The following is a 25,337-nucleotide window of genomic DNA, read 5'->3' on the forward strand; positions in this document are numbered from 1 at the left end:
TTTTGCGATGGCGGAGCTCGACCGCCGGTCCAAGCCATGATCGCCTTCATCGACGATCATCGTGGGGCGCATGGGGTGGGGGGGGGGGGGGGGGGGGGGGGGGGGGGGGGGGGCCCCCCCCCCCCCCCCCCCCCCGCGGGCGCCCCCCACCCCCCCCACCCCGGCAGGTGTGGTTACGGGGACTCGGAGTTGCCACTTCGCGCCACAACCTCTCCCTGGGGTAATGGGTCCTGGCTTTCGCCAGGACGACACCGAGGATGGATGCGCGCGATCAACAACAACGAACATTCAACACAAGGAAACACCATGGACATCGGATTCATCGGCCTCGGAAACATGGGTTTCCCGATGGCGCGACGGCTGATCGAAGCCGGCAACCGGCTCGTCGTGTTCGACACGCGCCGGGAGGCCGTCGACAAGCTGGTGGCGCGCGGCGCCACTGCGGCGACGTCGCCGAAGGAGGTCGCTGACCAGGTCGAGACGGTCATGGCGAGCCTGCCTTCGCTGCAGGCGTCGCTCGCGGTTGCGACGGGGCCGAACGGCGTGATCGAGGGGAGCCGCGTCAAACGCTTCATCGATCTCTCCACCGTCGGCTCGGCGATGGCGGTGAAGATTCACGGCCTGCTCGCCGAGCATGACATCGTGCAGATCGACTGCCCCGTCTCCGGCGGCGTCGGCGGCGCCGAGAAAGGCACGCTCGCAGTGATGGTCTCGGGGCCGAAGACCGAGTTCGAGCTGCTCAAGCCCGCGCTCGACATCATCGGAAAGGTGTTCTTCATCGGCGAGAAGCCCGGCGCGGCGCAGACCATGAAGCTCGCCAACAACTTCTTGTCCGCCACCGCGATCGTGGCGACCTCGGAAGCGGTGGTGATGGGCGTCAAGGCAGGGCTCGATCCTGCCGTGATGATCGACGTCATCAATGCCGGCTCCGGCATGAACACCGCGAGCCGCGACAAGTTTCCGCGCGCTGTGCTGCCGCGCAGCTTCGACTTCGGCTTCGCCACGGGACTGATGGTGAAGGACGTGCGGCTGGCGCTGGAGGAGATGAAGCAGCTCGGCCTGTCGATGGAGGTCGCGGATGCGGTCGGCCGCTTGTGGGAGACGGTCATCAGCGCGGAAGGCGCCGAGTCCGATTTCACCGCGGCGATCAAGCCGATCGAGAAGAAGGCGGGCGTCGTGGTTGGCGGCAGGCCACCCAGCTAGCGCCAACACGAGAACGCAGCGCCGACGACCGGCGCTGCGCTGTCCTCCTTGGATCGATCTGCTACGTGCGGCGTCTGCCAAGGTCCGGAAGGTCGATCGGCTGCTCCAGTTGCAGGGAGGCCGAGCCCCCGCTGCATTTGATGTACTTCTCGTCGCACCTGCGCATGCACCGTCTCTCGCTCGAGCATTTCGCAGAGGTGTTGTTGCAGCTGACCCACGTGATGTCGCACCGCGTGACCCGGGCCGACGCGACGGCGGAAAGTCCGAGCAGGAAGGCCACGCTGCAAGCTACGAAAAGCATGCGAAGCAGGCCAGCGCCGGCGAGTGAACCGTTCATTCCAATCTCCTGTGTTGGCCGGGCACGTCTGCGCCTGCGGCCGAGTGTTTGACGAAGACGCAGTTCAAGCCTTGGCGAGATAGGGGATCGTGCCGGCCAAGTCCGTATCGTCGATCAACTGGAAGCGGCTCTCGCTGCCGCCCCTGCGCGCTGCCGCGAAGCGGCCGTAGGCGGGATCAGCGACGAAGGACTCCGCTGCCTTCGCGGTTGGAAACGACATGATCGCGATCAGCGATGTGTCGAGAGGGGCACCTTCAAGGGTTTTCACATTGCCGCTGCGGGAAAGATACTTGCCGCCATGCTTGTGCACCAACTCGTGGACGGACGCTGCGTAGTCCGGCACCCACTTTCCGTCAGTCACTTTGATGTCCGCGATCAGATACGCTGTCATGTCGTGTCTCCTGGCTCGAGTTCAGCTCCGCGTTGATACAGGCGGGCATCATTTGGGTGCCAGAACACGGCGCGGGCTCGCCAGTACGGGAACTGTAGCGGGGCGATACAAATACTGAATTGCGCCGCCCTGGATCAGCTCGCCAGCTTGCGTTCCTTGGCGAACGGGCTGAGGCCCAGCCAGCTTTGCATGGCCGCGGCAAGCTGCCGGTCGCCGGTGAGCAGCATCCGCCGGCTTGCGACGGCCGCGCGCACGGTATCGAGTCCCATCCAGATCGCCGTCATGGTGCGCAGATCAACCGACACGTAAAGGTCGACGTCGAAACCGGGATCAATCGAGCAGAGGTCGACGCCGTCGTCGGGATCGACGATCAGCCACCACAATCGCTGCGTCGAAGGTAATTCCGGATAGGCGAACTGCAGCACGGTGCGACTGGTCGGCATCGGGGTCGTGTTCAGATTCCGCCGCATGTCCCACATCAACAGCTGGACATCGAGATGCTGAAGCGACAGATGCGACTCGATGCGGCGCTGGCCCCAGATGCCGAACGCCTCGACGATGGGGCCGAGTTCGCGTCCGGCGGCGGTCAGCTGATACTCGATCACGCCGCGCTCGGAAGTCGACGGCTGGCGGATCACGATGCCTGCAGCTTCGAGTTCCTTCAGGCGCTGGGAAAGCAGCGCAGGCGACATGCGGGGAACGCCGCGGCGCAACTCGTTGAACCGGGTCGAGCCGGCGACGAGTTCACGTAGCAGTACGACGGTCCAGCGCGTGCATAATATCTCGGCCGCCATCGCGACCGGACAGAACTGCCTGTAGCTGCCGATGGTCATGCGGGCCTCCGTGACAAGCGAAGGCGCAAGCTTAGGGCCGCGGCGCGCGGCTTCCTAGTTCAGTTTCTGTATCAGCAGCGATTCATTCTCTGAACTGGCCGCGGACCGTGGTGAGCGTCTATTCGACCGGCATTGCAAGCCGGCCGCCGCAATCACGGCCCGCCGGACACAGGAGATTACCATGAAGAAATACGATTCAGCGGCTTCCAGATTGCTCGTTTCGGTTCGCAGCGCCGCGATTTGCACCCTCGGCCTGGGCGTCGGCGTCATGCCGGCATCCGCAGCCAATCTAACGAGGAGCATCGAGGTCAGCAGTGCTGCGGCCGAGGTGTGGTCCGTCATCGGGCCGTTCTGCGCGATCAAGGATTGGCTGCCGCCGGTGGGGCAGTGCATTGCGGACGGCAAGTCGCCGCCAACCCGGACGCTCGTCACCAGGGACGGCAAGGCTTCGTTCGTGGAGACGCAGACTGCGCGGAACGACAAGGACTTCAGCTATTCCTACGCGTTCCTGTCGAGCCCATTGCCGGTGAGCCAGTACAAGTCGACCATCAAGGTCACGGCAAAGGGTGAAGGCGCGTCGGTGGTGACATGGACCGGCATCTACACGCCCGACCCGGGGCGGGAGAAGGAAGCGGTCGATGCCCTCGGCGGCGTCTATGATTCCGGCCTCGCCGCGATCAGGGACCGGTTCAAGAAGTAGGGGTCAATGCAGCGATGGGCGCAGCGCTAGCTGCGCTCGTCGTGGACGATCACAGCCTCACAGCCACGGCGCCGGCGTATCCATCGCGATCAGTTGCTCGACCTCGATGCGCGGACGCACGACCGCGTACTGGTCGCCCTTCACCAGCACCTCGGGCACCAGCGGCCTCGTATTGTAGGTGCCGGCCTGCACCGCGCCATAGGCGCCGGCGGTCATGATGGCGATCAGGTCGCCGGGCTTTGGCGTCGGCAGCGTGCGGTCGAGCGCGAGGTAGTCGCCGGTCTCGCAGACCGGGCCGACGACGTCGGCCATGATGGTCGCGGCCCCCTTCGCAGGCTGCGTCACCGGCAGAATGTCGTGATGGGCCTCGTACAGCGTCGGACGGATCAGATCGTTCATGGCGGCGTCGATGATGACGAAATTCTTGCCGTCACCGTGCTTCACATAGATCACCTTGGCGACCAGAATGCCGGCATTGCCGACGATCATGCGCCCCGGCTCGAACATCAGCGTGCAGCCGAGATTGTGGCTGACGCGCTTGACCATGGCGGCATAGGCGTCGGGCGCCGGCGGCGCCTCGCGGTCCATGTAATAGGGAATGCCGAGGCCGCCGCCGAAATCCACATGCGAGATGTTGTGGCCGTCGGCGCGCAGCGTCTGCACGAATTCGGAGAGGATGCGGAACGCGATCTCCATCTTGGAGAGGTCAGTGATCTGGCTGCCGATATGCACGTCGGTGCCTGTGACCTCGATGCCCGGCAGCTTCGCGGCGCGGGCATAGACCTCGCGGGCATGCGTAATCGGGATGCCGAACTTGTTCTCGGACTTGCCGGTCGAGATCTTTGCATGCGTGCCGGCATCGACATCAGGATTGACACGGATCGAGATCCGCGCGGTTTTGCCCGTCTCGGTCGCAAGGCGCGACAGCAGCTCGAGCTCGGGTTCGGATTCGACGTTGAGGCAGAGGATGTCGGCGGCCAGCGCCGCTCGCAGCTCGGCTTCCGCCTTGCCGACGCCCGAGAACAATATCTTGCTGGCGGGAATGCCGGCGGCCAGTGCGCGCTTCAATTCGCCGCCGGAGACCACGTCGGCGCCGGCCCCCAGCTTGGCCAGCGTGCGCAGTACCGACTGGTTGGAATTCGCCTTCATGGCGTAGCAGACCAGCACCTTCTCGCCGGCGAAAGCGTCGGTGAAAACGCGATAGTGCCGCTCGAGCGTCGCGGTCGAATAGCAATAGAACGGCGTGCCGACGGTTGCGGCCAGCTCGGACAGATTCACCGCCTCGGCGTGCAGCACGCCGTTGCGATAGTCAAAATGGTTCATGGCGTTGGCTCAGTTGCCCCAGCCTATCGGCTGGGTCTTTCGTCCAGCAGCGGGTCGAGGATGAACGGTCTCTTTTTGCCCTTGGTCGCCGCCGGTGCGGCGTCCGCGCCATAGGTGGGATTGAACACGCTCGGCGTCCTCTCGGCTTCGGTCTCGGTGTCGGTCGGTGGCGCGATGTTCGCCGTGGACGCGCTGGAGGCGGTCGGCGGCAGATCCAGCGGGCCCTTGCGGCCACAGCCGGCAAGCGCGAGCGCCGTCAGGCTCAAGACAATGATGGCCCACCCCGAGCCGGCCGGGCGAAACTTTGACGTCACGACGAAATCCCCACTACGCGCGGCGCACCATACAGAGATTGGCGCGCTCTGGCGAGACCCGGATGATCATGAAACATAAGCGAAATTTTGCCCCTCAGCCCAATTTTCGCTCTTTTTCCAGCCGCCTCAGCCAGGCCTTGGCCTGCGATGCCACGTTCTTCGGTGCGGTGCCGCCGAAGCTGGTCCGGCTCTTCACCGACGATTCGACCGAGAGCACGCCGAGCACGTCTTTCGTGATCTTCGCTTCGATTGCCTGCATCTCCTTGAGCGGGAGCTCGTGCAGCGCCACGCCGCCCTCGGCGGCTTTCGCGACGATGCGGCCGGTGACGTGGTGGGCCTCGCGGAACGGCATCTTCAGCGTCCGCACCAGCCAGTCGGCAAGATCGGTCGCGGTGGCGTAGCCCTCGCCTGCAGCAAGCTTCATCTTCGCTTCATCAGGCACGAGATCCCGGACCATGCCGGTCATGGCGCGGATCGCGAGCGACAGCGCGGCGAAGCCTTCCATGGCGCCCTGCTTGTCCTCCTGCATGTCCTTTTGATAGGCGAGCGGCAGGCCTTTCATCACGATCAGCAACCCATTGAGCGCGCCGATCACGCGGCCGGTCTTGGCGCGCACCAGCTCGGCGGCGTCAGGATTGCGCTTCTGCGGCATGATCGAGGATCCCGTGGTGAACTTGTCGCTGAGGCGGATCATGCCGACCAGCGGCGAGGTCCAGATCACGATCTCCTCGGCGAAGCGCGACATGTGCACGGCGCAGATCGAGGCCGCCGACAGCGTCTCCAGCACGAAGTCGCGATCGGAGACCGCATCGAGGGAGTTGGCCATCGGACGATCAAAACCGAGCGCCTTCGCCGTGGCGTGACGATCGATCGGGAACGAGGTACCGGCGAGCGCCGCAGCTCCGAGGGGGGATTCGTTCAGCCGCTTGCGCGCGTCCTGGAAACGGCCGCGATCGCGCGCGGCCATCTCGACATAGGCGAGCAGATGGTGGCCGAAGGTCACCGGCTGCGCGGTCTGCAGGTGCGTGAAGCCGGGCATGACCGTTCCGGCATGCTCCAGCGCGCGCTCGACCAGCGCCTGCTGGAACGCGGCGAGTGAGGCGTCGGTCTCATCGAGGACATCGCGGACATAGAGACGGAAATCGGTCGCGACCTGGTCGTTGCGCGAGCGCGCGGTGTGGAGGCGGCCGGCGGCGGGGCCGATCAGCTCGGACAGCCGGCTCTCCACATTCATGTGAATGTCCTCGAGCGCGCGCTTGAATTCGAAGCCGCCCTTGCCGATCTCTGACAAAATCGTGTCTAGACCCTTGCCGATATTTTTCGCATCAGAGGCCGTGATGATGCCCTGCGCGGCCAGCATCGCGGCGTGGGCCTTGGACGCGGCAATGTCCTGGGCAAAGAGGTGACGATCGACGTCGATGGAGACGTTGATCTCTTCCATGATCTCGTCGGGGCGTTCCGAGAACCGGCCGCCCCACATCTTGTTGCTCATGATCCCCTGCTCACGCCTTGCCTGTCGCCGCCGCACGTTTGCTGACGGCTGCCAGCCGTATTAAGAGGCCTCTGATAGCCATATCTGCGACCGGATGACAAACGATATGCTCGACCCCAACGACAGGCTCGACCAACGGACAGCACGGTCGGCCACGCGCCGGATCCCCGCCGTCATCGCCACCGTGGTGGTCGGGGGCCTGGCTGGCTTTGCCGCGCTGTACGGGCTGGGCCTGGGCCGGGCCCCATCCGGCGATCCCGCCTGCCGGGCAGCGGTGAACACCGCACAGAAGATCGCCCCGCTCGCCCATGGCGAGGTAGCGGCGCTGACCATGGCGACCGCACCGCTGAAGCTGCCGGACCTGGCCTTCGAGGACGCCGACGGCAAGCCAAAGAAGCTGTCGGATTTCCGCGGCAAGACGCTGCTGGTCAACCTCTGGGCCACCTGGTGCGTGCCATGTCGAAAAGAGATGCCGGCGCTGGACGAGCTCCAGGGCAAGCTGTCAGGCCCGAATTTCGAGGTGGTGGCGATCAATATCGATACCCGCGACCCCGAGAAGCCTAAGGCGTTCCTGAAAGAGGCCAATCTTATCAGGCTCGGCTATTTCAACGATCAGAAAGCCAAGGTTTTTCAGGATCTTAAGGCGATAGGCCGGGCCTTGGGCATGCCCACCTCGGTGCTGGTCGATCCCCAAGGCTGCGAGATCGCGACGATCGCGGGGCCGGCGGAATGGGCGAGCGAGGATGCGCTCAAGCTGATCCGGGCTGCGACGGGCAAAGCCGCCGCGTCGTTCTAAGCGATGATGTTTAGGCGGTGACGTTGATGTTGCCGCCGACGCCGGCGCCGACATTGGCGAGCGAGGGCTGTCCGGCGCCGAGCAGCGTCAGGACGGTGGATTTCTCCGCATCCGCGTTCTGCTTCATCAGCGTCGCCGAGATATTCGACTGCAGCGCACCTTGCTGAGAGGCCAGCATGCTGCTGACCATCGCCATCATGTCCATTACGCAAACCCTCGTACCGCGCGTAACCTAGAGGCGAGCGGTTAACGGGACATGAATTGTCACGAAGCGCTGTAGGGGGCTTTGTCCGTGTTCCGGACGCGGGCGGCACGAAGTGACGCACCGCAGAGCCGGGGCACGAGACCGCTTATCTCGTCGGAACCGGCTTGGCACCGCGATAGTCATAGAAACCGCGTTGGGTCTTGCGACCGAGCCAGCCCGCCTCGACGTATTTCACCAGCAACGGGCACGGGCGGTACTTGGAGTCGGCGAGGCCCTCATGCAGCACCTGCATGATCGACAGGCAGGTATCGAGACCGATGAAATCGGCGAGCTCCAGCGGGCCCATCGGATGGTGCGCCCCGAGCTTCATCGCCGCGTCGATCGCCTCCACGTTGCCCACGCCTTCGTACAGCGTGTAAATCGCCTCGTTGATCATCGGCAGCAGGATGCGGTTGACGATGAAGGCCGGGAAGTCCTCGGAGACCGCGACCTGTTTGCCGAGCTTGCCGACGAATTCCTTTGACGCCTCGAAGGTCTGGTCGTCGGTGGCGATGCCGCGGATCAGTTCCACCAGCTCCATCAACGGCACCGGATTCATGAAGTGAATGCCGATGAAGCGTTCGGGCCGGTCGGTGGCGGCGGCGAGCCGCGTGATCGAGATCGAGGAGGTATCGGAGGCAACGATCGCCTCCGGCTTCAACACGGCGCAGAGGTCGTGGAAAATCTTGCGCTTGACCTCTTCCTTCTCGACCGCGGTCTCGATCACGAGATCGCAGTCCGCGAGATCGTCCAGCTTCTCGCCGGCCACGATACGCGCCATCGCCTTGGCTTTGTCGTCCTCGCTGACGGCCTTCTTGGAGACCTGGCGCGTCAAATTGCCGTTGATCGTGGCCATGCCTGACTTGAGGCGGTCGGTCGAAATATCGTTGAGCACCACGTCGAAGCCGGCCAGCGCAGCGACATGCGCGATGCCATTGCCCATCTGCCCCGCGCCGATCACGCCGACCTTCTTGATTACTGCCGCCATAATGTCATCCACCGGAACGGCGCGCTATCAACCGCGCCTGCCTATCCCCCGAGCCGGGAGATCCGATTTAATCAGAACCCGGCCTCGAAACCTAGATTGGATCGCTTCGAAGGCGTGTCCCACGCCAAAGAAAACGCCTCAAAAAGCAACACCGGCCGGAGTTTATAGCTCCGGCCGGTGTTTTAGCGCGTTTTACTTGCCGAGCTTGCCGAGTTCGGCGGTCAGCTCCGGAACCGCCTGGTAGAGGTCGGCGACCAGGCCGTAATCGGCAACCTGGAAGATCGGCGCGTCCTCGTCCTTGTTGATCGCGACGATCACCTTGGAGTCCTTCATGCCGGCCAGATGCTGGATCGCGCCGGAAATGCCGACCGCGACATAGAGCTCGGGGGCCACGACCTTGCCGGTCTGGCCGACCTGCCAGTCGTTCGGCGCATAGCCCGCATCCACCGCGGCACGCGAAGCGCCGACACCGGCGCCGAGCTTGTCGGCGAGCGGCTCGATGTACTTTGCGAAGTTCTCGCGGCTCTGCATGGCGCGGCCACCGGAGACGATGATCTTGGCCGAGGTCAGCTCGGGACGGTCGCTCTTTGCGACTTCCTCGCCGACAAAGGACGACAGGCCCGGATCGGCCGCCGCCGCGACACTCTCGACCGACGCGCTGCCGCCTTCGCCCGCTGCGGCGAAGGTGGAGGTGCGCACAGTAATGACCTTCTTGGCGTCCTTCGACTTCACCGTCTGGATGGCGTTGCCGGCGTAGATCGGACGCTCATAGGTGTCGGGGGCGACCACCTTGGTGATCTCCGAGACCTGCATGACGTCGAGCAGGGCCGCGACGCGCGGCATCACGTTTTTGAAGCGCGAGGTCGCGGGCGCGACGATGGCGTCGTAGCCGGGAGCCAGCGAGACGATCAGCGCGGCCAGCGGCTCGGCCAGATCGTGCGCGTAAAGCGCGCCGTCGGCGAGCAGCACCTTCTTCACACCGGCAAGCTTTGCGGCCGCGTCCGCCGCGGCCTTCGCATTCTCGCCGGCCACCAGAACCTCGACATCCGCGCCGAGCGCGGCCGCTGCGGTCAGGGCCTTGTTGGTCGCATCCTTGAGCGACGCATTGTCGTGTTCGGCAATCAGAAGCGTCGTCATCAGAGCACCCCGGCTTCGTTCTTGAGTTTCGACACCAGCTCGGCGACGTCCTTGACCTTGACGCCCGCCTTGCGGCCCGCCGGCTCGGTCGTGTTGAGAACCTCTAGGCGCGCGGTGAGATCGACGCCGTAATCGGCGGCGGTCTTGTCCGCTATCGGCTTCTTTTTGGCCTTCATGATGTTGGGCAGCGAGGCGTAGCGCGGCTCGTTGAGACGGAGATCGGTGGTCACGATCGCCGGTCCCTTCAGCTTCACGGTCTGCAAGCCGCCGTCGACTTCGCGGGTGACCTTGAAGTCGCTTCCTTCAACCTCGAGCTTCGAGGCGAAGGTCGCCTGCGACCAGCCGAGCAGCGCGGCCAGCATCTGGCCGGTCTGATTGCTGTCGTCGTCAATCGCCTGCTTGCCGAGAATGATCAGGCCCGGCTGCTCTTCGTCCGCAATCTTCTTCAGGATCTTGGCGACGGCGAGCGGCTCGACCGCGCCCTCGGCCTTCACCAGGATGCCGCGATCGGCGCCCATGGCGAGACCGGTGCGGATCGTTTCCGACGCCTGCGCCGGTCCGATGGAGACCACCACGACTTCGGTCGCCTTGCCGGCTTCCTTCAGGCGCAGCGCTTCTTCGACCGCAATTTCGTCGAACGGGTTCATGGACATTTTGACGTTGGCGAGTTCAACACCCGATCCATCGCTCTTGACGCGGACCTTGACGTTGTAATCGACCACCCGCTTTACCGGCACCAAGACCTTCATCGATCCTCTTTCACTCAATCTGGGAGGGGGGTTATCAACTGGCGCGGAACCTAAAGGCCTGATCCGGCCCGGTCAACGCGCGAAGGGGTCTAATTTTGGCGCCCAGAAATGCGCGGCCCAATGGGTCAGCGGTTCTGGCCCGGAACCCAGAGCACGTCACCGGCGCCGTCATCGTTGGCGGCGCGGCTCGCCACGAACAGGAAGTCCGACAGGCGGTTCATATATTGGATGCCAGCGGCACCAACGGGCTCGTCCGGCCGGGCCGCCAGTTCCACCATCACACGTTCCGCCCTGCGGCAAATCGTACGGGCGACATGGAGGTAGGCGGCGGCTGGCGTGCCGCCCGGCAGCACGAAGGAGGTCAGGGGAGCCAGCTTGTCGTTGAGCGCGTCGATGTCGCGCTCAAGCCGCTCGACCTGGCTCGCCACCACCCGCAGCCGCTCCGCCTTGCCCTCGCGTTCGGGCACTGCGAGGTCCGCGCCGAGGTCGAACAGATCGTTCTGGATGCGGCCAAGCATCGCGTCGAGCTCGGGCGCATCCCTGGTGTGAAGCCGGACCACGCCGATCGCAGCATTGGTCTCGTCGACCGTGCCATAGGCCTCGATGCGCAGATCGCATTTCGGCCGGCGTTCGCCCGAGCCGAGCGCTGTCGTGCCGTCGTCACCGGTTTTCGTATAGATGCGGTTGAGCACGACCATGTTAACGCCCCATCGCCCACACGGCGACCATCGCGATGACGATCGCCACGAACTGAAGCAGCACGCGCCAGCGCATCAGCTTCTGCGAGGTGTTGGGCGAGCCGCCGCGCATCATGTTGATGAGACCGAGCAGCAGCACCAACGCCACGGCGCCGACTGCGATCGGCAGGATGAAAGTACTCAGGAGAGATGCCATTGAAGGGTAAATAACACCCTCCGCGCCGGTCCGCCATGGCGTTCCCGATCTGGCTTTTAAGCCAATAATATCAGAAGCTAGCTGGATGATTTCCGATTTGCGCGAATTGCCCATCCTCTTGACCTCTCCCCGCCCGCGGCGAGAGGTCGGAATGCGCTCCCCGCACGCGGGAAGAGGAAGCGGCAACAGCAGTGCAGGTGGCGCGTGAAGGCAATCCGCACCATCTACGTCGTCGTGATGGACGCGTTCTACACGTTCCTGGCCGACGATGGCTGGGCGATCGCGAGCCACATCGCGCTGTCGACGCTGATGGCGCTGTTCCCGTTCCTGATCGTGCTGACCTCACTCGCCGGCTTCTTCGGCTCCAAGGAACTCGCGGACCAGGCCGCAAGCCTGATGCTCCAGGTCTGGCCTAAGCAGGTCGCGGATTCGATCTCGGGGGAAGTCCACGACGTGCTGACCACGACCCGCACCGGCCTATTCACCATCGGCGCGGTGCTGTCGGTCTACTTCGCCTCCAACGGCGTCGAGGCGCTACGGGTCGCGCTCAACCGCGCCTATGCGGTGGTGGAGATGCGGCCCTGGTACTGGCTACGGCTGGAATCGATCGCCTACACGCTGATTGCGGCCTTCACCGCGCTCGCCATGGCATTCCTGATCGTGCTCGGGCCGCTGCTCATCGAGGCCGCGCGTGCGCACATTCCGCTGTTCGTTGAATCCAACGAGAGGATCCTCACCTGGCTGCGCTACGGCATCACCGTCGCCGCGTTGGTGGTGGCGCTGATCATCCTGCATACCTGGCTGCCGGCGGGACGGCGCCGGTTCCTCCAGATCCTGCCCGGCATCGTCTTCACCATCGTGGCGTCGCTGATCTCGGGCATCGTGTTCGGCCAGTACCTCGCGCGCTTCGCCAACAATTACGTGACGATGTATGCGGGGCTCGCCTCGGTGATTATCGCGCTGGTGTTCCTGTACTTCATCGCCGCGATCTTCGTTTTCGGCGGCGAGCTCAACGCCGCGATCATCAAGTCGCGGCTTCCTCACGGCGTGTCGCTGCAAGCAGCGCAGTCGCTAGCGCCCGCGGAGACACAGGCTTGACCAGAAAGGCGTCGGCGCCGGCCTCGCGTGAGGCGACTTCGTCTTCGCCGCGACCTGACACCCCGATGATGGGGATCTGAGCCAGCGGCGTCGCCATGGTGCGGATCCGCCTGATCGCCTCGACGCCATTAATGCCCGGCAGCACCATATCCATCAGCACCGCGTCGAAGGCGCCCTGCGCGAGCCGGTTCACCGCGTCCTCGCCGCGCCCGATGAACTCGGCATGATGACCGAGCTCGGTCAGGATGGTGTTGAGCACGACGCGGCCGAACGGATTGTCCTCGACGCTGAGCAAGCGCAGCGCCGGGACCGCATCCATCTCGGCTTCGCCCTTCGACTTGCGGGACTTGCCCGATCCCGTGGCACACACCGACACCGTCAACGTGAAGGTGGCGCCGCCGCCGGGCCGAGGGGCGACCGTGATGTCGCCGCCCATCGCGCGCGCCAGTTGCTTCACCGACGACAGACCCAGGCCGGCGCCGCCAAAGCGCGAGGCAATGGTGACATTGGCTTGGGTAAACGGCCGGAACAAGCGCTTGATCTCGGCCATGGTGAGGCCGATGCCGCTGTCGGACACGGCGAAGGCGACGCCGACGCTGCCTTTGCCCTTTGCTTTGCCTTTGCTCTTGGTCTTGGTCTTGGTCTTGCTCTTGACGGAACGCCAAGGCGCGACCGTGAGCGCCACGCCGCCGTGCTCGGTGAATTTCACGGCATTGTCGATCAGGTTCTCGAGCGCGGCGCGCAGGCGGACGGGATCCCCGACTACCAGCCCCGGCAGCTTCTCCGAGATATCGACCTCGGCCTGGAGACCCTTGGCCGCGGCGCGACCGGCCAGCGAATCGCCGGCGTTGCGGGCGAGGGTCCGCAGGTCGAACAAATCCTGCCGCAGCGAGCTTCCACCTCCGACGCTTTTGCCGGTCCCCTTGCCGGTTCTGGCGGCATCGACGAACAGGGTGGCAAGGTTCGCCAGATGCTCGGCACCGGCCTTGATCGTGTCGGCCCAGCGTCTTTCCCGTTCGCCGAGATCCGAAGTCGCGAGCAAGTCGCTGATCGCGAGAATGCCGGTCAGGGGGGTGCGGACCTCATGGGCGAAGGCGGCAAGCGCGGCCTGGACGACGTCCGGCTCGGCCCGCTTGATGCTGCGCTTGCGCAACCGGGCGGTCGGCCCGGAGCGCTTCCGAGCCACTCGCTTGGACGTCCCCGTAGTGCGCGCTCCGCGCGTTTTCGCCGCCATAACTCCCCTTCGAAGTATCCCCCTTCGAACCCGGGCCGTGAGGTGAGCATGGCACGGCGGAACACCCGGAGTCACGGCGGCGTTTGGCTAACCCCCAGAGAAACTTAACCTAATCCCACCAGCTGGCGGATACCGGCCGGCATGGCGCCGGCAGCGCGCAATTCACGTAGGCCGGTCGAGCTGGTTGATTTCGACAGCTTCCGGCCGGCCTCGTCACGAAGTAGCCCATGGTGACGGTAGACGGGTTCGGGCAGGCGGAGCAGAACCTGAAGCAGACGGTGGACCGAAGTGGCGTGGAACAGGTCCTGGCCCCGCACGATCTCGCTGACGTCCTGGAGCGCATCGTCGACAACGACGGACAGATGGTAGCTGGTCGGCGTCTCCTTGCGGGCCAGAATGACGTCCCCCCAGGCTTCTGGCCGCGCCGGGACGACGCCACGCTCACCATCGGGCCCCACGCCCAGTTCGTTCCAGCTCAGGCCGGCGGCGCGGCGGCAGGCGGCCGCCATGTCGAGCCGAAGCGCATAAGGCGCGCCGGTGTCGATGAGGCGGTCACGCTCGTTGGCGAACAGCGATCTGGCGGCGCCGGGATAGAGCGGCGCGCCATCGGGATCGCGCGGCCACGGCCCATCCGCTTCACGCGCCGCAACCTGCCTTGCGATCTCGGCGCGGCTTTCGAAGGCGGGATAAACCAGGCCGAGCGCCGAGAGCCTGTCCAGCGCCGTCCGATACGCGTCGAGATGCTCCGACTGCCGCCGCACCGGCGTCTCCCAGGCAATGCCGAGCCAGGCGAGGTCTTCGTAGATCGCAGTCTCATATTCCGGCCGGCAACGCGTCGCGTCGATGTCCTCAATGCGGAGCAGCAACCGCCCGCCAGTCTCTCGCGCGCGGTCGGAATTCAACAGCGCTGAATAGGCGTGGCCGAGATGCAGGTAGCCGTTCGGACTGGGGGCAAATCGGAAAACGGGTGGCGACATATGCACAAATCTCGTCATGGCCGGACTTACCCGATCATCCATCTCCAACACTCTGTTACGATAGGAGATGGATGCGCGGGTCAAGCCCGCGCATGACAAGTTGAGCAAGCGATGACCATCCACCTCGAGACCCAGTCCGACCTCGAAGAAGCCGTCCACTCGCTGGTCAAGCGCGATCCGCGCCTCAAGCCCGTGCTCGCAATCGCCGGCATGCCGGCGTTGCGGCGGCGCGAGCCGGGCTTTGCGGGGCTTGCCCATATCGTCTGCGGGCAGCAGCTCTCCACAGCCAGCGCCGCGGCGATCTGGGGGCGGCTGTCGGCGGCTTTCGATCCATTCGACCATGACGCGGTCCGCCGCGCCCGCACCGACCGGCTGGGGCGGCTCGGCCTGTCCGCAGCCAAGATCAAGACGCTGAAACATCTCGCGCGCGAGATCACCGCACAGCGGCTGAACCTCGACGTGCTCGCCGAAGAAGACGCCGATGCCGCGCATCACACGCTGATCGCACTGCCCGGCATCGGACCCTGGACTGCGGACGTCTATCTGCTGTTCTGCCTCGGCCATGGCGACGCCTGGCCGGCCGGCGATCTCGCCGTCCAGGAAGGCATCCGCATCGGGCTCGGCTTGCAGGCGCGGCCGACGGAGAAGCAGATGGCGCCGCTCGCCGAACCCTGGCGTCCCCTGCGTGGTGCGGCGGCGCATCTGTGGTGGAGCTATTATCGCGCGGTGAAAAAACGCGAAGGCGTGCTCGCCGGATCAGCTTAGCCCCGCAGCCTAACGCGATCGGTCCGGGCGCAATCGGCGACGAAGTCGATGACGGCCCGCACCGCCGGCAGCTCGACGAGGTCGGGGTGTGCGAGCAGCCACAGGTCGGCCACGCTTGCGAGCTTCTGCGGCGCGATGCGCACGAGATCGGGGTAGCTTTCGGCGACAAAACACGACAAGGTAGAGATTCCGAGTCCGGCGCGGACCGCCGCCAGCATATCGCCCTGGGACGAGCAGCGCATCACCACCCTGGCCTGACGCGTGACGATGTCGCTCCAGCGCGCAAGCTGGATGTTGGAGGTCTGATCGGCGAAACCGATGACGCTGTGCCCCTTCCACTCGCCGCGCCGTTCCGGCAAGGACCGCCCGCCGGCGTAGTCCCGCGAGGCGTAGAACCCGGTGCCCAGACGGCCGATCTTGCGGCCGACCAGATTTTCCTCGCCGCTGTCGAAGGGCCGCAGCACCACGTCCGCCTCGCGCCGGCGCACGCTCGCCGGAAACGGATGGGTGATGATCTCGAGCTGGACGTGATCATGCGCGCGCAGGAAAGCAGGCAGGCACGGCATCAGCCAATGCGACGCCAGCGTCGCGCCGATCGACAGCTTGACGGTCCCGCGCGCCTTATGCCCTCCGGCCGAGACTGCCGTCTCCGCCCGCAGCGCGGCCGCCGCCATCGCCTCGGCGTGCTCGCGCAATGTCCGTCCATCCGCGGTCAGCGCCAGGCCGTCGGCGGCGCGTGCCACCAGCCTGGTGCCGAGCTGGGCTTCCAGCGCCGCGATCTTGCGACTGACGGTGGGATGGCTGCTGTGCAGCCGGCGTGCCGCGCCGGTGAAGCTGCCGGTTTCGGCGACGGCGACGAAGGTCTTGCAAAGGTCCCAGTCCATAAGCGGCCTCTGTTCAAATCTGAATAGTCGTCCGTTCAATATTGAACGATCGGAGGCCGCACTCCAACCCCTATAATGGCGTCAAATGAAACATGGGCGGCAACTCGCCCGCGACGACCAACAGGGAAACGCCTCGTCATCCGCCTGCCGGCGGGCTGCGTTTCCGGGAGGACATCATGGCGCTGCCCGCTCTCTTGAAGGATTCGCTCGAGCTGCCCGTGGTCGGCTCTCCGCTCTTCCTCGTCTCCGGTCCCGAGCTGGTGATCGCCCAGTGCAAGGCCGGTGTCGTCGGCTCGTTTCCGGCGCTCAATGCCCGTCCGGTGGAAAAGCTCGACGAGTGGCTGAACCGCATCGAGGACGAACTCGGCGAATACAAGTCGCGCAATCCCGGCAAGAAGGTCGCGCCCTACGCCGTCAACCAGATCTGCCACGCCTCCAACGACCGGCTGACGAAGGACATGGAGACCTGTGTGAAGCACAGGGCGCCCATCATCATCACCTCGCTACGGCCGCCCGCCGAACTCGTCGAGGCCGCGCATTCCTACGGCGGCCTCGTTTTCCACGACGTCGTCAACGTCAAGCACGCGCGCAAGGCCGCCGAGCAAGGCGTCGACGGCCTGATTCTGGTCTGCGCAGGCGCTGGAGGACATGCAGGAACGCTCTCGCCTTTCGCGCTGGTACGTGAGGTCAAGCAATGGTTCGACGGCGGGATCCTGCTGTCGGGCGCAATCAGCGACGGATTCGCAATCGCTTCCGCGCTGACACTGGGCGCCGACCTCGCCTATATGGGCACGCGCTTCATCGCGACGAAGGAAGCCAACGCTGACGAAGCCTACAAATCCGCCCTGACCCAGCACGCTGCGCACGACATCGTCTACACCAACCTCTTCACCGGCGTGCACGGCAACTATCTCGGCCCTTCGATCGCTGCGGCCGGGCTCGATCCGGACAATCTGCCTGCCGCCGACAAGACGAAGATGAACTTCGGCTCCGGCGGCAACATGAAGTCCAAGGCGTGGCGCGACATCTGGGGCTCCGGCCAGGGTATCGGCCAGATCGCCGACGCGCCGCCGGTCGCCGAGCTCGTCGACCGGATGAAACAGGAATTCGACCAGGCCCGACAGGATTTTCTGATGCGCGTCAGCGCCTGACGTCTCGGACCGACAATAAAACGGGAGGACACCATGAAGCTCGCAGCCGCACTGATCGGCATGTCGCTGCTGACGCTCGCTGGCGGCAGCGCCCACGCCGAAGGCAGCGACGAGATCCGCATCGGGCAGACCCTGCCCTACAGCGGTCCGGCCTCTGGCTTCGGCGCGATCGGACGGACGCAGGAAGCGTTCTTCGAGAAGGTCAATGCCGAAGGTGGCATCAACGGCCGCAAGGTCAAGTTCATCACGCTGGACGACGCATATTCGCCGCCGAAGACCGTCGAGCAGACCCGCAAGCTGGTGGAGCAAGAGGAGGTGCTGATGATGTTCGGCTCGCTCGGCACCGCCACCAATAGCGCCGTGCAGCGCTATCTCAACGCCAAGAAGGTGCCGCAGCTATTCGTGCTCTCCGGCGCCACCAAATGGGCCGATCCACAGAAGAACCCGTGGACGATGCCGGGCATGGCGGCCTACGAATCCGAGGGCGTGGTCTACGCCAAATATATTTTGCAGGCCAAGCCCGACGCCAAGATCGCGATCCTGTCGCAGAACGATGATTTCGGCCGCGATTATGTGGCGGGGTTCAAGCGAGCGCTCGGGCCCAAGGCCGCAAGCATGATCATCGCGGAGGCGAGCTACGAGACCAGCGCGCCGACGATCAGTTCGCAGCTCTCGACGCTGAAGGCGTCAGGCGCCAACGTGCTGTTCGGCGTCGTGCTCGGCAAGTTCACCTCGCAGATGGTCAAGGGCGTGGCCGAGATCGGCTGGAAGCCGGAGCTGTTCTTCGTGCCGACCTCGGCGTCGTCGATCTCGTTTCTGGAGCCGGCGGGCCTCGACAACGCCGTTGGTCTGATCTCGTCGAGCAACCAGAAGGACACGATGGATCCGCAATGGGCCGACGATCCCGGCGTGAAGGAATACTTCGCCTTCATGAAGCGCTACATGCCGACCGCGGACCTCTCCAACTCCAACTACGCCGCGGGCTATCACTATGCCACGCTGCTGATGACGGTGCTGAAGGCGTGCAAGGATGATATCAGCCGCGACAACATCATGCGCCAGGCGGCCTCGTTGAAGGACGTGACGTTGCCGCTGCTGCTGCCGGGAATGGCTGTTGCGACCGGCCCCGACGACTATCTGCCGTTCCAGCAGCTTCAGCTCCGGCGCTTCAATGGCAAGAGCTGGGTCAGCTTCGGCGACGTGCTGGATGATCGCTAGACGAGCGGAATGAGGAGACGCCATGATCATCAGCGGCGAACGCCAGATCAGCTATGACGACATCCGGGCCCGGATCAAGCGGGCGATGAGCGGCTTCCGCGCCCTGGGGCTCGCCGAGGCCGCGCCGGTCGCGATGATGCTACGCAACGATTTCGCCCTCTTCGAGGTGGTTGCGGCCTCCGCCGCGCTGGGCAGTCCGGTGGTGCCGATCAACTGGCATCTGAAAGCCGAGGAGGTCCGTTACATTCTGGCCGACAGCGGGGCGAAGATCCTGGTCTGCCATGCCGATTTGCTGCCGCAGATCCGTGAAGGCATACCTGCCGATGTCCTTCTCCTGGTCGTCGCGACCCCGCCCGAACCCGCAGCGACCTTCTCGATCCCTCGGGAGCTGACCGAGATCCCGGTGGGACTGACCGATTGGGACCGCTGGCGCGACGACCATCCGCAAGCGCAGGAGCCGCCGCGGCGCGCGGCAGCAATGATCTACACATCGGGGACAACGGGCATGCCGAAGGGCGTGCGGCGCATGCCGATACAGCCCGAACAGGCGGCCGCCTCGGAACGTGTGGGCGGGATCGCCTACGGCATCAAGCCGCGGGAAGACCAAATCGTGCTGATCAACGGGCCGATGTATCACTCGGCGCCGCATTCCTACGGCATGCTGGCGTTCCGCAGCGGTTGCACCATCATCCTCCAGGCGCGGTTCGATCCCGAGGAGCTGCTGGCGCTGATCGAGCGCCACCGCGTCACGCACATTCACATGGTACCGACCATGTTCGTCCGGCTGCTGCGGTTGCCCGAAGCGGTCAGGCAACGTTACGACCTGTCGTCCCTGCGTTTCGTCGTGCACGGCGCCGCGCCCTGCCCGCCAGACGTCAAGCGCGCTATGATCGACTGGTGGGGACCGGTCATCAACGAATATTTCGGCTCGACGGAGACCGGGATCCCGGTGTGGCACTCGGCCGAGGAAGCCCTGAAGAAGCCCGGCACGGTCGGCCGCGCCATCGAAGGCGGCATCGTCAGGATCTTCCGCGATGACGGCAGCCAGTGCGGTGCCAACGAAGTCGGCGAAATCTACATGCGCCAGACGGCAGTGCCCGATTTCGACTATCACGGCAGGTCGCAGGCAAGGGCCGAGGCCGGTCGTGACGGCCTCGTCAGCGTCGGCGACGTCGGTTACCTCGACGCGGACGGCTATCTGTTCCTGTGCGACCGCAAGCGCGACATGGTGATCTCCGGCGGCGTCAACATCTATCCCGCGGAGATCGAGAACGTGCTGATCGGAATGCCCGGCGTGCGCGACTGTGCCGTGTTCGGCATCCCGGACGCGGAATTCGGCGAACGGCTGTGCGCCTTTGTCGAGCCTGAATCCGATGCCGAGCTCTCGGCCGACGCTGTCCGATCGTTCCTGCGCGAGCGGCTTGCCAATTTCAAGGTGCCAAAGGACGTCGAATTCCGCGACGCTCTGCCGCGCGAGGCAACGGGAAAGATTTTCAAGCGCAAACTGCGGGAGCCCTATTGGGCGGCGTGAAAGCAGGCGACGCGTCCGAGAGAGCGCGACCGTATAAACGGGAACGAGTGGCAATCGTTCCTGGGCCTCTTCAATATCGACCAGTTTGAAGACCCGCGCTTCCGTCGCAAATGGCAGAGCAACCAATTCGAATCTCGTCTGTTGTCGACCGGCACAATCACTGCCGGAGGATAAACTATGTCACGTCTAGTTTCGCTCGCTGCAGCTGTCCTGCTGCTCGGATCAATGCCCGTAAGCGCACAGTCGCAAAAGGCACAAAGCGGCCCGGGCAACAACGCCGTCAACAGCTCTGATCACAACAACTCCAACGCACCGGTTGCAGGCCGCAACAGCTTCACCGAGGGACAGGCGAAGTCGAAGATCGAGGGCGCGGGCTATTCCAATGTTTCCGGCCTGCAAAAGGACGACAATGGCGTCTGGCGCGGCAAGGCCGACAAGGCCGGGACCAAGGCGGACGTGAGCGTCGACTTCCAGGGCAACGTGAACCCCGCCAAGTAAGGAGGATCAAACATGACCACCACCATTTCTCGACTCTATGACACCTATCCGGATGCGGAACGTGCGGTCAGGCGTCTGGAGGCCGCGGGCGTGCCGCACTCCGACATCAGCATCGTCGCGAACAATTCCGATAATTGGTACGGCTCCTCCACCGCCAAGGTCGACCGCGATCGCGACGGCGTCGACGATCGCGCCGAAGGCGCCGGCACGGGTGCCGGCATCGGCGCTGGAATCGGCAGCGCGGCGGGCCTGCTTGCAGGACTCGGCTTGCTGGCCATTCCGGGGCTCGGACCGGTAGTTGCCGCCGGATGGCTGGCTTCGACCGCAGTTGGTGCCGCGGCCGGCGCCGCGACGGGCGGCATCGTTGGCGCGCTGACCGAAGCCGGCGTCTCCAAGGATGATGCGTCGCGCTACGCGGAAGGCGTCCGTCGTGGCGGAACGCTGGTATCGGCCCGGGTACCCGACCAGGACCGCACGCGTCTCGATGCCCTTCTGCACGAGAAGGCCGTGAACCTGCAGGAACGGAGCACCGCCTGGCAGAAGTCCGGCTGGAATGGCTTCGATGCCGCAAGCCCACCGCTGTCTCCTGACGATATCGGCCGTGAGCGCGAGCTGTACGGCACTGGGATGCGGGGTAGGTAGGGATGTTCGCTCGCCGCTACGCGAGCGGCTGTGAATCCCAAGAGCGCGAGGGAGGCTCCACCAAGGTGGAGCCTTTTTCGCGTGCCCCTCCTTGAAACCACGAGGGTGCCGCAGGTCTCTCTCAACGGGTGCATTCCGCTGAAGCAGGGGCACATGTTCTCACTGCTCGGGTAATCGGCTATTGGCCGTCTGCGAAACAGTATAGCTTTCGACCCTAGAGGAAACGCCGCGAAGACGGCACGAGGTCGCGCATGCTGGACAGGACGAAGGATATTGCCGCATCCGCGCAAGCCTGGCTCGATGAATTTGAGCGCACGCTTGGCGCACCCGATGGCGCTGGGCTGGATCGTCTGTTCCTCGCCGACTGCTATTGGCGCGACGCGCTGGCATTCAGCTGGAACCTGCAAACGATCGCCGGCGGCGGCTCGATCGAGCGGGAGCTGACAACGCTCGCCGCAAAGGTCGCGCCGGGCAGCTTCAAGATCGCGCCGAACCGCCCGCCACCGCGCTGGGTGACGCGTGCCGGGACCAACAATATCGAAGCGATCTTCAATTTCGAAACCGCACTGGGGCGCGGCAGCGGCATCGTCAGGCTTGTGCCCGACGCCAACGACGGCGACCGCCTGAAAGCGTGGACGCTCCTCACCGCGCTCGACGAGCTTAAGGGCTTCGAGGAGCAGCTCGGCACCTCGCGGCCGCGCGGCCAGGCCTATTCACGCGACTTCCGTGGACCGAACTGGCTCGACCTGCGCAGCGCCTCGCGCGACTACACCGATCGCGATCCCACCGTGCTGGTGGTCGGCGGCGGCCAGGCCGGGCTCGCAATTGCGGCGCGGCTGAAGCAGTTGAAGATCGACACACTGATCGTCGATCGCGAGGCACGGATCGGGGACAATTGGCGCAAGCGCTATCACGCGCTGACCCTGCACAACCAGGTGCAGGTCAATCATTTGCCCTACATGCCGTTTCCGCCGAGCTGGCCGACCTATATCCCCAAGGACAAGCTCGCCAACTGGTTCGAAGCTTACGTCGACGCGATGGAGCTGAACTTCTGGACCGGCACCGAATTCGAGGGCGGCGCCTACGACGATGCGAAAGGCCACTGGACGGTCACACTGCGGCACACCGCCGGCAGTGAGCGTATCATGCACCCCCGCCATGTGGTGATGGCAACCGGCGTCAGCGGCATCGCCAATGTGCCTGTTATTCCGACCCTCGAAAACTTCAAGGGCACGCTGCTGCATTCGAGCCGCTACGAGGACGGCGAGAGCTGGACGGGCAAACGCGCCATCGTCATCGGCACCGGCAATAGCGGTCACGATATCGCGCAGGATCTTCACTCCAGTGGCGCCGACGTGACGCTGGTGCAGCGTTCACCTACGCTCGTCACCAATATCGAGCCGTCGGCCCAACTCGCTTATGCGACCTACAATGAGGGCACGCTCGAGGACAATGATCTGATCGCCACCTCGATGCCGACGCCGCTGGCGAAGAAGACCCATGTGATGCTGACGGAGCAGTCGAAGGAGCTCGACAAGGAGCTGCTCGACGGATTGCGGCGCGTCGGCTTCAAACTCGATTTCGGCGAGGCCGGCACCGGTTGGCAGTTCAAATATCTCACCCGTGGCGGCGGCTATTATTTCAATGTCGGCTGCTCCAACCTCATCGTCGAGGGTGCGATCAAGCTCAGGCAGTTTTCCGACATCGAGGGCTTCGTCACCGAGGGCGTCCGGATGAAGGACGGCGCAAGCCTTTCGGCCGAATTGATCGTGCTCTCGACCGGTTACAAGACGCAGGAATATCTGGTGCGGAAACTGTTCGGCGGCCGCGTCGCCGAGCGAGTCGGCCCGATCTGGGGTTTTGGCGACGGCCTCGAGCTGCGCAACATGTATGCGCGCACCAGGCAACCCGGCCTCTGGTTCATCGCCGGCAGCCTCGCACAATGCCGGATCAACTCGAAATATCTCGCGCTGCAGATCAAGGCGATCGAGGAAGGGATTTTGGGGCGTGAGGCGGGCACGGCTTAAGCCTCGTCATTGCGAGCGCAGCGAAGCAATCCAGAATCTTTCCGCAGAGACAGTCTGGATTGCTTCGCTGCGCTCGCAATGACAGTGTGGAGACGATCGCGCATCGCCGATACGAATAAGAGGAGAACACCCATGCCAGCCATTCTCGGCACCGGCGAGCACCGCTACCGCGTCGTTGAGAACTTCGCAAAGCTGCCGGACGGATGGCAGCTCACCGACGTCGCCTCGGTCGCAGTCGACAGCAAGGACCGCGTCTACGTCTTCAACCGCGGGGCCCATCCGATGGTGGTGCTGGACCGCGACGGCAATTTCTTGCGCAGTTGGGGCGAAGGCCTGTTCTCGCGCGCCCATGGCCTGCATATCGATGCCGACGACAATCTCTATTGCACCGATGACGGCGACCACACCGTGCGCAAGTGCACCACCGACGGCAAGGTGCTGCTGACGATCGGCATCCCGAAAAACCGTCGCCGTTCATGAGCGGCGATCCGTTCCACCGCTGTACCCACACTGCACTGTCGCCGAAGGGCGAAATCTACGTCTCCGACGGCTATGGCAATGCGCGCGTGCACAAGTTCACGCCCGATGGCACACTGATGACAAGCTGGGGCGAGCCCGGCACCGATCCCGGCCAGTTCAACATCGTGCACAACATCGCCACCGACGCAGACGGCTTTGTCTATGTCGCCGACCGCGAGAACCACCGCGTGCAGGTGTTCGACGGCAACGGCAGGTACGAGACGCAGTGGAACAATCTGCACCGCCCCTGTGCGCTGTGCTGTTGCGGTGGGGCTAAGAGCCCGACCTTCGTCATCGGGGAACTCGGCCCTGGCCTGGCCGTCAACCGCAAGGTGCCCAATCTCGGCCCGCGGTTGTCGATCGTGGACGCCAAGGGTAACCGCATCGCGCGGCTCGGCGGCGAGTCAGGCCCGGGCGTTGCCAGCGGGAAATTCCTGGCACCGCACGGCATCGCGCTGGATTCGAAGGGTGACATCTATGTCGGCGAGGTCGGCGTCACCGACTGGAAGACCAGCTTTCCGGACGAGGAGATGCCGGCCGTGCTGCGCGCGACGCGGTGCTTGCAGAAGCTGGAGCGGGTGCGGGAGTAGCTGCCTCGGCACATCCCCGTCGCGCTGTCAGGACGGCGCGGCCTCCATAGCCTCGGACCTGGAAATCACGGTGTTTTGCGCGGTTTGCCACCCCCCGGCCGCATTGCTTGTGCCGGAATAAGTCGCTCAACGGGCTTCACAATCCCGTCACGCTGCATGTAGTATGTCAGTACGTGCTGCTTCGCAGCGTACATTGGAGGCCAGGAGCGTTACTTGAACGCACATGTCTCGCAAGGCCATTGGCCGGTGTTGGTGCTGAATGCGGACTTCCGGCCGCTGAGTTACTACCCACTGTCTTTGTGGTCGTGGCAGGACGCGATCAAGGCGGTATTCCTCGACCGCGTCAACATCGTCGCGCATTACGATCAGGCGGTCCATAGTCCCACGCTGCAAATGCAGCTGCCGAGCGTCGTCTCGCTCAAATCGTTCGTCAAGCCGACCACGCACCCTGCCTTCACCCGATTTAACGTCTTCCTGCGCGATCGTTTCGCCTGCCAATATTGCGGCTCGCCCGAAGACCTCACCTTCGACCACATCATCCCGCGCAGCAAAGGCGGCCAGACCACCTGGGAGAACGTGGTCGCGGCGTGCTCGCCCTGCAATCTGCGCAAAGGTAATCTGACGCCGGTGCAGGCCAAGATGTTTCCACGCCAGCACGCGTTCGCGCCGACGGTGCACCAGCTCCACCGCAACGGCCGGCTGTTCCCACCGAACTATCTGCACGACAGCTGGCTGGACTATCTCTACTGGGATACGGAGCTGGATCCGTAGCGTCGGCGTGCAGGCCCGCGGCAGTCCATCG

At 64.6% G+C, this 25,337-nt stretch carries 26 protein-coding genes and 1 pseudogene; 13 read left to right on the plus strand and 14 right to left on the minus strand.

Annotated features, from left to right (window positions below; translation table 11 throughout):
* Positions 1-306 precede the first annotated feature (306 nt).
* Complete coding sequence (locus AC0L3A_RS19450; RefSeq protein WP_473255049.1) at positions 307-1,203, plus strand: NAD(P)-dependent oxidoreductase; 897 nt, start codon at positions 307-309, stop codon at positions 1,201-1,203.
* Between the two features lie 401 nt (positions 1,204-1,604).
* Here AC0L3A_RS19450 and AC0L3A_RS19455 read toward each other — a convergent pair whose 3' ends face one another.
* Both AC0L3A_RS19455 and AC0L3A_RS19460 read right to left on the minus strand, forming a co-directional pair.
* A complete protein-coding gene (locus AC0L3A_RS19455) occupies positions 1,605-1,931 on the minus strand; it encodes a DUF1330 domain-containing protein (RefSeq protein ID WP_219680482.1) in 327 nt (108 codons plus the stop codon).
* A gap of 134 nt (positions 1,932-2,065) precedes the next feature.
* Positions 2,066-2,764 (minus strand): winged helix-turn-helix transcriptional regulator, encoded by a 699-nt coding sequence (locus AC0L3A_RS19460; RefSeq protein WP_354169094.1) that lies wholly within the window; start codon positions 2,762-2,764, stop codon positions 2,066-2,068.
* Between the two features lie 181 nt (positions 2,765-2,945).
* Between AC0L3A_RS19460 and AC0L3A_RS19465 the strand changes: the two genes are divergently transcribed.
* Positions 2,946-3,464: an SRPBCC family protein gene (locus AC0L3A_RS19465; protein ID WP_354126837.1), complete on the plus strand. Its 519-nt coding sequence runs from the start codon at positions 2,946-2,948 to the stop codon at positions 3,462-3,464.
* Positions 3,465-3,521: 57 nt separating this feature from the next.
* Here the strand turns inward: AC0L3A_RS19465 and lysA are convergent, their stop codons facing one another.
* From lysA to argH, 3 genes are all read right to left on the minus strand, one after another.
* Positions 3,522-4,787 (minus strand): diaminopimelate decarboxylase, encoded by a 1,266-nt coding sequence (gene lysA / locus AC0L3A_RS19470; protein ID WP_473255023.1) that lies wholly within the window; start codon positions 4,785-4,787, stop codon positions 3,522-3,524.
* Positions 4,788-4,810: 23 nt separating this feature from the next.
* A complete protein-coding gene (gene lptM / locus AC0L3A_RS19475) occupies positions 4,811-5,101 on the minus strand; it encodes an LPS translocon maturation chaperone LptM (RefSeq protein WP_007597331.1) in 291 nt (96 codons plus the stop codon).
* 94 nt (positions 5,102-5,195) lie between these two features.
* Positions 5,196-6,593 carry an argininosuccinate lyase gene (gene argH, locus AC0L3A_RS19480; RefSeq protein ID WP_219680488.1) on the minus strand — a complete coding sequence of 466 codons (1,398 nt, stop codon included), beginning with the start codon at positions 6,591-6,593 and terminating at the stop codon, positions 5,196-5,198.
* Between the two features lie 106 nt (positions 6,594-6,699).
* Between argH and tlpA the strand changes: the two genes are divergently transcribed.
* Positions 6,700-7,389 carry a thiol:disulfide interchange protein TlpA gene (gene tlpA / locus AC0L3A_RS19485; RefSeq protein WP_354169105.1) on the plus strand — a complete coding sequence of 230 codons (690 nt, stop codon included), beginning with the start codon at positions 6,700-6,702 and terminating at the stop codon, positions 7,387-7,389.
* A 10-nt stretch (positions 7,390-7,399) separates the two neighbouring features.
* Here tlpA and AC0L3A_RS19490 read toward each other — a convergent pair whose 3' ends face one another.
* The 6 genes from AC0L3A_RS19490 to AC0L3A_RS19515 all read right to left on the minus strand — a co-directional run bounded on the left by AC0L3A_RS19490 (position 7,400) and on the right by AC0L3A_RS19515 (position 11,401).
* The gene (locus AC0L3A_RS19490) at positions 7,400-7,594 is read right to left on the minus strand and encodes a putative motility protein (RefSeq protein ID WP_007597338.1); all 195 of its coding nucleotides are present in this window, start codon (positions 7,592-7,594) and stop codon (positions 7,400-7,402) included.
* Positions 7,595-7,739: 145 nt separating this feature from the next.
* Entirely contained in the window at positions 7,740-8,621 is an 882-nt protein-coding gene (locus AC0L3A_RS19495) for a 3-hydroxybutyryl-CoA dehydrogenase (protein WP_007597339.1), read from the minus strand.
* 192 nt (positions 8,622-8,813) lie between these two features.
* A complete protein-coding gene (locus tag AC0L3A_RS19500; protein WP_007597340.1) occupies positions 8,814-9,758 on the minus strand; it encodes an electron transfer flavoprotein subunit alpha/FixB family protein in 945 nt (314 codons plus the stop codon).
* The gene (locus AC0L3A_RS19505) at positions 9,758-10,507 is read right to left on the minus strand and encodes an electron transfer flavoprotein subunit beta/FixA family protein (protein ID WP_007597346.1); all 750 of its coding nucleotides are present in this window, start codon (positions 10,505-10,507) and stop codon (positions 9,758-9,760) included. The genes AC0L3A_RS19500 and AC0L3A_RS19505 overlap by 1 nt, the downstream gene beginning before the upstream one ends.
* Before the next feature lie 125 nt (positions 10,508-10,632).
* Complete coding sequence (locus AC0L3A_RS19510) at positions 10,633-11,205, minus strand: cob(I)yrinic acid a,c-diamide adenosyltransferase (RefSeq protein ID WP_007597347.1); 573 nt, start codon at positions 11,203-11,205, stop codon at positions 10,633-10,635.
* A gap of 1 nt (position 11,206) precedes the next feature.
* A complete protein-coding gene (locus AC0L3A_RS19515; protein WP_027514161.1) occupies positions 11,207-11,401 on the minus strand; it encodes a twin transmembrane helix small protein in 195 nt (64 codons plus the stop codon).
* A 204-nt stretch (positions 11,402-11,605) separates the two neighbouring features.
* Between AC0L3A_RS19515 and AC0L3A_RS19520 the strand changes: the two genes are divergently transcribed.
* Positions 11,606-12,499: a YihY/virulence factor BrkB family protein gene (locus tag AC0L3A_RS19520; protein ID WP_007615318.1), complete on the plus strand. Its 894-nt coding sequence runs from the start codon at positions 11,606-11,608 to the stop codon at positions 12,497-12,499.
* On the opposite strand, the gene AC0L3A_RS19525 is transcribed toward AC0L3A_RS19520, so the two are convergent.
* Both AC0L3A_RS19525 and gluQRS read right to left on the minus strand, forming a co-directional pair.
* Positions 12,426-13,733 (minus strand): ATP-binding protein, encoded by a 1,308-nt coding sequence (locus AC0L3A_RS19525; protein ID WP_473255024.1) that lies wholly within the window; start codon positions 13,731-13,733, stop codon positions 12,426-12,428. The genes AC0L3A_RS19520 and AC0L3A_RS19525 overlap by 74 nt on opposite strands.
* 104 nt (positions 13,734-13,837) lie before the next feature.
* Positions 13,838-14,710, minus strand: coding sequence for a tRNA glutamyl-Q(34) synthetase GluQRS (gluQRS, locus tag AC0L3A_RS19530; protein ID WP_354126842.1), 873 nt, complete (start codon positions 14,708-14,710; stop codon positions 13,838-13,840).
* A 111-nt stretch (positions 14,711-14,821) separates the two neighbouring features.
* On the opposite strand from gluQRS, the gene AC0L3A_RS19535 reads away from it, so the two are divergent.
* Positions 14,822-15,475 carry a DNA-3-methyladenine glycosylase family protein gene (locus AC0L3A_RS19535; protein ID WP_219680501.1) on the plus strand — a complete coding sequence of 218 codons (654 nt, stop codon included), beginning with the start codon at positions 14,822-14,824 and terminating at the stop codon, positions 15,473-15,475.
* Here the strand turns inward: AC0L3A_RS19535 and AC0L3A_RS19540 are convergent.
* Positions 15,472-16,359: a LysR family transcriptional regulator gene (locus AC0L3A_RS19540; RefSeq protein WP_473255025.1), complete on the minus strand. Its 888-nt coding sequence runs from the start codon at positions 16,357-16,359 to the stop codon at positions 15,472-15,474. The genes AC0L3A_RS19535 and AC0L3A_RS19540 overlap by 4 nt on opposite strands.
* A 176-nt stretch (positions 16,360-16,535) precedes the next feature.
* Between AC0L3A_RS19540 and AC0L3A_RS19545 the strand changes: the two genes are divergently transcribed.
* The 8 genes and pseudogenes from AC0L3A_RS19545 to AC0L3A_RS19580 all read left to right on the plus strand — a co-directional run bounded on the left by AC0L3A_RS19545 (position 16,536) and on the right by AC0L3A_RS19580 (position 25,306).
* The gene (locus tag AC0L3A_RS19545) at positions 16,536-17,510 is read left to right on the plus strand and encodes an NAD(P)H-dependent flavin oxidoreductase (protein ID WP_473255026.1); all 975 of its coding nucleotides are present in this window, start codon (positions 16,536-16,538) and stop codon (positions 17,508-17,510) included.
* Between the two features lie 33 nt (positions 17,511-17,543).
* The gene (locus tag AC0L3A_RS19550) at positions 17,544-18,728 is read left to right on the plus strand and encodes an ABC transporter substrate-binding protein (protein WP_007597363.1); all 1,185 of its coding nucleotides are present in this window, start codon (positions 17,544-17,546) and stop codon (positions 18,726-18,728) included.
* A gap of 22 nt (positions 18,729-18,750) precedes the next feature.
* Positions 18,751-20,259, plus strand: coding sequence for an acyl-CoA synthetase (locus AC0L3A_RS19555; protein ID WP_219680510.1), 1,509 nt, complete (start codon positions 18,751-18,753; stop codon positions 20,257-20,259).
* A 177-nt stretch (positions 20,260-20,436) separates the two neighbouring features.
* Complete coding sequence (locus AC0L3A_RS19560; protein ID WP_219680512.1) at positions 20,437-20,757, plus strand: hypothetical protein; 321 nt, start codon at positions 20,437-20,439, stop codon at positions 20,755-20,757.
* Positions 20,758-20,769: 12 nt separating this feature from the next.
* A complete protein-coding gene (locus tag AC0L3A_RS19565) occupies positions 20,770-21,399 on the plus strand; it encodes a general stress protein (RefSeq protein ID WP_007597374.1) in 630 nt (209 codons plus the stop codon).
* A 251-nt stretch (positions 21,400-21,650) separates the two neighbouring features.
* Positions 21,651-23,426 (plus strand): NAD(P)/FAD-dependent oxidoreductase, encoded by a 1,776-nt coding sequence (locus tag AC0L3A_RS19570; RefSeq protein ID WP_219680515.1) that lies wholly within the window; start codon positions 21,651-21,653, stop codon positions 23,424-23,426.
* Between the two features lie 132 nt (positions 23,427-23,558).
* A pseudogene (locus AC0L3A_RS19575) lies at positions 23,559-24,535 on the plus strand (peptidyl-alpha-hydroxyglycine alpha-amidating lyase family protein).
* A gap of 213 nt (positions 24,536-24,748) precedes the next feature.
* Positions 24,749-25,306, plus strand: a complete 558-nt coding sequence (locus AC0L3A_RS19580) for an HNH endonuclease (RefSeq protein WP_007597381.1) — start codon at positions 24,749-24,751, stop codon at positions 25,304-25,306.
* Positions 25,307-25,337: the final 31 nt, after the last annotated feature.

The sequence above is a fragment of the Bradyrhizobium sp. MI1.3 genome, from assembly GCF_055811695.1.

Excerpts from the sequence above, each read along its gene's own strand:
- AC0L3A_RS19570 (WP_219680515.1), top strand. The coding sequence starts at position 21,651 with ATGCTGGACAGGACGAAGGATATTGCCGCATCCGCGCAAGCCTGGCTC.
- AC0L3A_RS19540 (WP_473255025.1), bottom strand. The coding sequence starts at position 16,359 with ATGGACTGGGACCTTTGCAAGACCTTCGTCGCCGTCGCCGAAACCGGC.
- AC0L3A_RS19465 (WP_354126837.1), top strand. The coding sequence starts at position 2,946 with ATGAAGAAATACGATTCAGCGGCTTCCAGATTGCTCGTTTCGGTTCGC.
- AC0L3A_RS19490 (WP_007597338.1), bottom strand. The coding sequence starts at position 7,594 with ATGGACATGATGGCGATGGTCAGCAGCATGCTGGCCTCTCAGCAAGGT.
- argH (WP_219680488.1), bottom strand. The coding sequence starts at position 6,593 with ATGAGCAACAAGATGTGGGGCGGCCGGTTCTCGGAACGCCCCGACGAG.
- tlpA (WP_354169105.1), top strand. The coding sequence starts at position 6,700 with ATGCTCGACCCCAACGACAGGCTCGACCAACGGACAGCACGGTCGGCC.
- AC0L3A_RS19455 (WP_219680482.1), bottom strand. The coding sequence starts at position 1,931 with ATGACAGCGTATCTGATCGCGGACATCAAAGTGACTGACGGAAAGTGG.
- AC0L3A_RS19550 (WP_007597363.1), top strand. The coding sequence starts at position 17,544 with ATGAAGCTCGCAGCCGCACTGATCGGCATGTCGCTGCTGACGCTCGCT.
- AC0L3A_RS19515 (WP_027514161.1), bottom strand. The coding sequence starts at position 11,401 with ATGGCATCTCTCCTGAGTACTTTCATCCTGCCGATCGCAGTCGGCGCC.
- AC0L3A_RS19505 (WP_007597346.1), bottom strand. The coding sequence starts at position 10,507 with ATGAAGGTCTTGGTGCCGGTAAAGCGGGTGGTCGATTACAACGTCAAG.
- AC0L3A_RS19545 (WP_473255026.1), top strand. The coding sequence starts at position 16,536 with ATGGCGCTGCCCGCTCTCTTGAAGGATTCGCTCGAGCTGCCCGTGGTC.
- lysA (WP_473255023.1), bottom strand. The coding sequence starts at position 4,787 with ATGAACCATTTTGACTATCGCAACGGCGTGCTGCACGCCGAGGCGGTG.
- AC0L3A_RS19565 (WP_007597374.1), top strand. The coding sequence starts at position 20,770 with ATGACCACCACCATTTCTCGACTCTATGACACCTATCCGGATGCGGAA.
- AC0L3A_RS19535 (WP_219680501.1), top strand. The coding sequence starts at position 14,822 with ATGACCATCCACCTCGAGACCCAGTCCGACCTCGAAGAAGCCGTCCAC.
- AC0L3A_RS19560 (WP_219680512.1), top strand. The coding sequence starts at position 20,437 with ATGTCACGTCTAGTTTCGCTCGCTGCAGCTGTCCTGCTGCTCGGATCA.
- AC0L3A_RS19525 (WP_473255024.1), bottom strand. The coding sequence starts at position 13,733 with ATGGCGGCGAAAACGCGCGGAGCGCGCACTACGGGGACGTCCAAGCGA.
- AC0L3A_RS19460 (WP_354169094.1), bottom strand. The coding sequence starts at position 2,764 with ATGACCATCGGCAGCTACAGGCAGTTCTGTCCGGTCGCGATGGCGGCC.
- AC0L3A_RS19450 (WP_473255049.1), top strand. The coding sequence starts at position 307 with ATGGACATCGGATTCATCGGCCTCGGAAACATGGGTTTCCCGATGGCG.
- AC0L3A_RS19495 (WP_007597339.1), bottom strand. The coding sequence starts at position 8,621 with ATGGCGGCAGTAATCAAGAAGGTCGGCGTGATCGGCGCGGGGCAGATG.
- AC0L3A_RS19555 (WP_219680510.1), top strand. The coding sequence starts at position 18,751 with ATGATCATCAGCGGCGAACGCCAGATCAGCTATGACGACATCCGGGCC.
- AC0L3A_RS19510 (WP_007597347.1), bottom strand. The coding sequence starts at position 11,205 with ATGGTCGTGCTCAACCGCATCTATACGAAAACCGGTGACGACGGCACG.
- gluQRS (WP_354126842.1), bottom strand. The coding sequence starts at position 14,710 with ATGTCGCCACCCGTTTTCCGATTTGCCCCCAGTCCGAACGGCTACCTG.
- AC0L3A_RS19500 (WP_007597340.1), bottom strand. The coding sequence starts at position 9,758 with ATGACGACGCTTCTGATTGCCGAACACGACAATGCGTCGCTCAAGGAT.